Here is a 3,971-nt window from a genome sequence, read left to right as displayed (position 1 = left end):
CCCTCGGCCTGCTCAAGGACCCCTCCCGGATCGCCTCCGTGGCCGACTACACCGTCACCGCCCGCGGCGGCCGCTACGTCTTCACCCGCCCCGACCCCGACGACCTCGCCGCCGTCGCCCGGCTCGCCGACGAGGGCCTGCTCACCGTCCCCGTCGCCTCCACCTTCCCGCTCAGCCAGGCCGCCTCCGCCCAGGCCCTCAACGCCGAGGGCCGCACCCGCGGCAAGATCGTCCTGCTGGTGGACTGACCGGACTCCGGCCGTCCGCGACAATGGGCTCCGCCGGCCGCGCCACCCGCGGCCCGCCACCCTCACCCGCACCACCCGTGGAGCCCCGTCATGAGTACCCCCCGGCCGCCCGAGCCCGAGCCCGTCCGGCCGGACCTCGACGACACCGACCGCCTGCTGCTCGAACACCTCAGCCGCGACGGCCGCGCCTCCTACGCCGAGATCGGACTGCTCAGCAACCTCTCCGCCACCGCCGTCCGCCGCCGGATCGACCGGCTGCGGGCGCGCGGCGTGGTCCGCGGCTTCACCGTCGTCCTCGACCCCGCCCTGCTCGGCTGGCACACCGAAGCCTTCGTCGAGGTCTACTGCCGCCCCCGCACCTCGCCCGAGGAACTGCTCGCCACCCTGCGCCAGTTCCCCGAGGTCGCCGCCGCCTGGACGGTCACCGGCGACCCCGACGCCCTCGTCCACCTGCGCGCCACCGACACCCGCCACCTGGAAGCCGTCATCGAGCGCATCCGCAAGGAGCCCGGCGTCCAGCGCAGCCGCTCCGCCGTCGTCCTCTCCCAGCTCATCTGACCCACCCCGCGCAGCTTTCCTGCGCGCCCCCGCCCGAACACGCAGGAAACCCGCCCCGGACGGCCGCGTTCCGACGCGCGCCCGCCCACCCCCGCTGCCTACGCTGATCTTGCCCCTCCCGGCACCCCCAGCACCGTTCGCAGCGAAGAGGACACCCGTGTACGCAGCCCCCGACCGCATGCACAAGCCGGACAACGAGCTGGTCGACCTCGTCTTCGACTACATGCGCGAACGGCTGCAGTACGACCCCGTCCCGCTCGACCACCCCGGCGACGGCACCCACCTGCGCGAGGCCCTCGCCGGGCTGCTGAACGACCACGGCAACCACCCCGCCGACGTGCTCAAGCTCTACGACCACGAGCTCTCCCGCGCCGTCATCTCCGCCGACAGCCCCCGCTACCTCTCCTTCATCCCCTGCGCCCCCACCAAGGCCGCCCTGCTCTTCGACATGGTCGTCTCCTGCGCCTCCCTCCAGGGCATCTCCTGGCTGGAGGCGGCCGGCGCGATCGCCGCCGAGAACCAGGTCCTGCGCCTGATAGCGGACCGGGCCGGCCTGCCCGCGAGCGCCGGCGGCACCTTCGTCTCCGGCGGCTCGGCCGGCAACCTCTCCGCCCTGGTCGTCGCCCGCGACACCGCGAGGCGCCGCCTGGCCGTCGGACCGGAGGCCCGGCTGCGGATCGCCGTCGCCGACCAGGTGCACTCCTCGGTCAAGAACACCTTCAACATCATCGGCGTCGAACCCCTCCTCGTCCCCGCCGTCGACCGCCGCCTCACCGGGGACGCCCTGCGCGCCGCCCTCGCCGCCGACCCCCACCCCGAGACCGTGATCGCCGTCGTCGGCACCGCCGGCACCACCAACGAGGGCATCGTCGACGACCTGGCCGGCATCGCCGAGGTCGCCCGCGAGCACGGCCTCTGGTTCCACGTCGACGGCGCCTACGGCGGCGCCGGCCTCTTCGCCCCCTCCGTCCGCCACCGCTACGACGGCATCGAGCACGCCGACAGCTTCGTCGTCGACCCGCACAAGTGGCTGTTCGCCCCGTTCGACTGCGCCGCCCTGCTCTACCGCGAACCGCGGCTGGCCCGCGCCGTCCACACCCAGGACGCCTCCTACCTCGACGTCCTGCACACCGAGGGCGACGAGTGGAACCCCACCGACTACGCCTACCACCTCACCCGCCGCGCCCGCGGCCTCCCGCTCTGGTTCTCCCTCGCGGTCCACGGCGTCCAGGCGTACACCGACGCCATCGAGGCCGGCCTGCGCCTGGCCAGGGCCACCGCCCGGCTCATCCGCGACGCCGACCACCTCGAACTCCTCCACGACCCGCAGCTCTCCGCCGTCTGCTTCCGCCGCAAGGGCTGGACGCACGACGACTACTACCGCTGGTCCCGGCAGCTCCTCGCCGACCAGACCGGCTTCGTCACCCCCACCGGCTGGGACGGCGAGACCGTCGCCCGCTTCGCCTTCCTGCACCCGGGGACGACGATGGAGATGGTCCAGGAGATCCTCGACACGATGGAGTAGGAGAGCCCCGACAGGGGCTCGGGGAACGGCGAGTCGGTGCTGCTGGTGGCCGGAGCCCGTCGGAGGTCCGTGCTGCTGCGTGTCCGTGACAGAACCGGAAGCAGACGCGCGCCACGGCAGCGAACCTCTCGCAGCCCCTTCGCAGTCCCCGGCCCACCGTTCCCCGAGCCCCTGGCGATCACAGGTAGCCCCCGTTGGGGACGTACGGCATCGGCGGCCGCATCCCGCGCAGGCCCAGGTAGCCGCGGGTGGAGAGGGACAGGCCCAGGTCGAGGCCCACGTCGACGGCCCACTCCTGTTCGGCGGTCAGGAAGGAGACGCTCGCCTCCGTCCCGGCCGGCACCCGGGCCAGCGCCTCGCGCAGCAGCCGGACGGCGATCCGCTTGGAGGTCGCGGCGACCAGCTGCACGGTGCCGCCGTCCCGGTAGCAGTAGCCGCTGCCCGCCAGGGTGTCCGCGACCAGCAGCTCCTCGAAGTGCGCCAGCATGAACGGGTGGTCCGGGCCGTGCGCCGCGCCCCGCACCTGGCGGTCGACCGAGTCCAGCAGGTGCAGGTGCGTCGAGTTGCCCGCGTGCACCGGGATGTCGCCCGGGTCCAGCAGCCGCTCCCGGTCGACCTGCCCGGTCAGCCGCATCGCCGGGTGCAGGGTGAACCCGGCCCGCCGGTAGCGCCGGGCCGCCGCCGGGGACGGCGAGGCGCACAGCATGCCGCGCAGGCACCCCCGCCCGTACGCGGTGGCCCGCTCCAGCAGCAGCCGGCCCACCCCCCGCCCCTGCGCGGCGGGCAGCACGACGAACAGCGGCAGCACCCACACGCCCTCGCGGCGCAGCGACAGCGCCACCCCGACGGCCTCGCCGTCCTGCTCGGCGATCCAGCACCCCTCCGGGTCCGTCACCGCGAGGTGCCTGGCCCGGGCCAGCGCCCTGATCCGGTGCGCCTCGTCGCCGGGCCGGTCGGGATCGTCCGGGGGCCGGCCGTCCAGGTCGCGGAACGCGGCACGGGAGACCCGCTGGACGGCCCCGGCGTCCTCCGCGGTGTCCCTGAGCTGACGAATGATCACCCCTCACATCCTGCTGCGCCGGGCGCGCGGACGGTAGCGGTTTGCCGAAGTGGGCGGTGACCCGCCGCGCCCGGTGTGCGAGCATGGGGTACGTGGGGGAGTGGGCGACGAAAAATGTCCCCCGAACGCACCACCTCCCGGAAATGAATCCGGGGGGCCGCTGGTTGGCACTGGCGGATCACAGTCGTCACAGACCGGGAGTAAGCATGACCGTCCAGGACGAGACCACCGTCGAAAGTGGCATCCTCCTCACCGATGCCGCCGCGGCCAAGGTCAAGGGCCTGCTGGAGCAGGAGGGCCGCGACGACCTCTCGCTGCGCGTCGCCGTGCAGCCCGGCGGCTGCTCGGGCCTGCGCTACCAGCTCTTCTTCGACGAGCGTTCGCTGGACGGCGACGTCGTCAAGGACTTCAACGGTGTCAAGGTCGTCACCGACCGGATGAGCGCCCCCTACCTGGGCGGCGCCACCGTCGACTTCGTGGACACCATCGAGAAGCAGGGCTTCACGATCGACAACCCGAACGCCACCGGCTCCTGCGCCTGCGGCGACTCGTTCAGCTAGGCCCTGAACACGGCCTGACG

General features: G+C 73.5%; 5 protein-coding genes. 4 read left to right on the top strand and 1 reads right to left on the bottom strand.

Features of this window, described 5'->3' with window-relative positions; all coding sequences use genetic code 11:
• From ACFUEL_RS36580 to ACFUEL_RS36570, 3 genes are all read left to right on the top strand, one after another.
• Window positions 1-248, top strand: a 248-nt coding sequence (locus ACFUEL_RS36580; protein ID WP_380242036.1) for a zinc-binding dehydrogenase, incomplete at its 5' end; no start/stop codon positions are given.
• A 90-nt stretch (window positions 249-338) separates the two neighbouring features.
• Window positions 339-806, top strand: a complete 468-nt coding sequence (locus ACFUEL_RS36575; RefSeq protein WP_380242034.1) for an Lrp/AsnC family transcriptional regulator — start codon at window positions 339-341, stop codon at window positions 804-806.
• Window positions 807-963: 157 nt separating this feature from the next.
• Window positions 964-2,331, top strand: a complete 1,368-nt coding sequence (locus ACFUEL_RS36570) for a pyridoxal phosphate-dependent decarboxylase family protein (protein ID WP_380242033.1) — start codon at window positions 964-966, stop codon at window positions 2,329-2,331.
• A gap of 178 nt (window positions 2,332-2,509) precedes the next feature.
• Here the strand turns inward: ACFUEL_RS36570 and ACFUEL_RS36565 are convergent, their stop codons facing one another.
• A complete protein-coding gene (locus ACFUEL_RS36565; protein ID WP_380242031.1) occupies window positions 2,510-3,391 on the bottom strand; it encodes a GNAT family N-acetyltransferase in 882 nt (293 codons plus the stop codon).
• 206 nt (window positions 3,392-3,597) lie between these two features.
• Between ACFUEL_RS36565 and erpA the strand changes: the two genes are divergently transcribed.
• Complete coding sequence (erpA, locus tag ACFUEL_RS36560) at window positions 3,598-3,951, top strand: iron-sulfur cluster insertion protein ErpA (protein ID WP_033219641.1); 354 nt, start codon at window positions 3,598-3,600, stop codon at window positions 3,949-3,951.
• The last annotated feature ends 20 nt before the right edge of the window (window positions 3,952-3,971 follow it).

The organism is Kitasatospora sp. NPDC057198 (assembly GCF_042670125.1).
Taxonomy (GTDB): domain Bacteria; phylum Actinomycetota; class Actinomycetes; order Streptomycetales; family Streptomycetaceae; genus Kitasatospora.
This window is presented reverse-complemented; position numbering and strand designations above follow the sequence as displayed.

Bases quoted from the DNA above. Each gene is read 5' to 3' on its own strand.
- ACFUEL_RS36575 (WP_380242034.1), top strand. From the start codon at position 339: ATGAGTACCCCCCGGCCGCCCGAGCCCGAGCCCGTCCGGCCGGACCTC.
- erpA (WP_033219641.1), top strand. From the start codon at position 3,598: ATGACCGTCCAGGACGAGACCACCGTCGAAAGTGGCATCCTCCTCACC.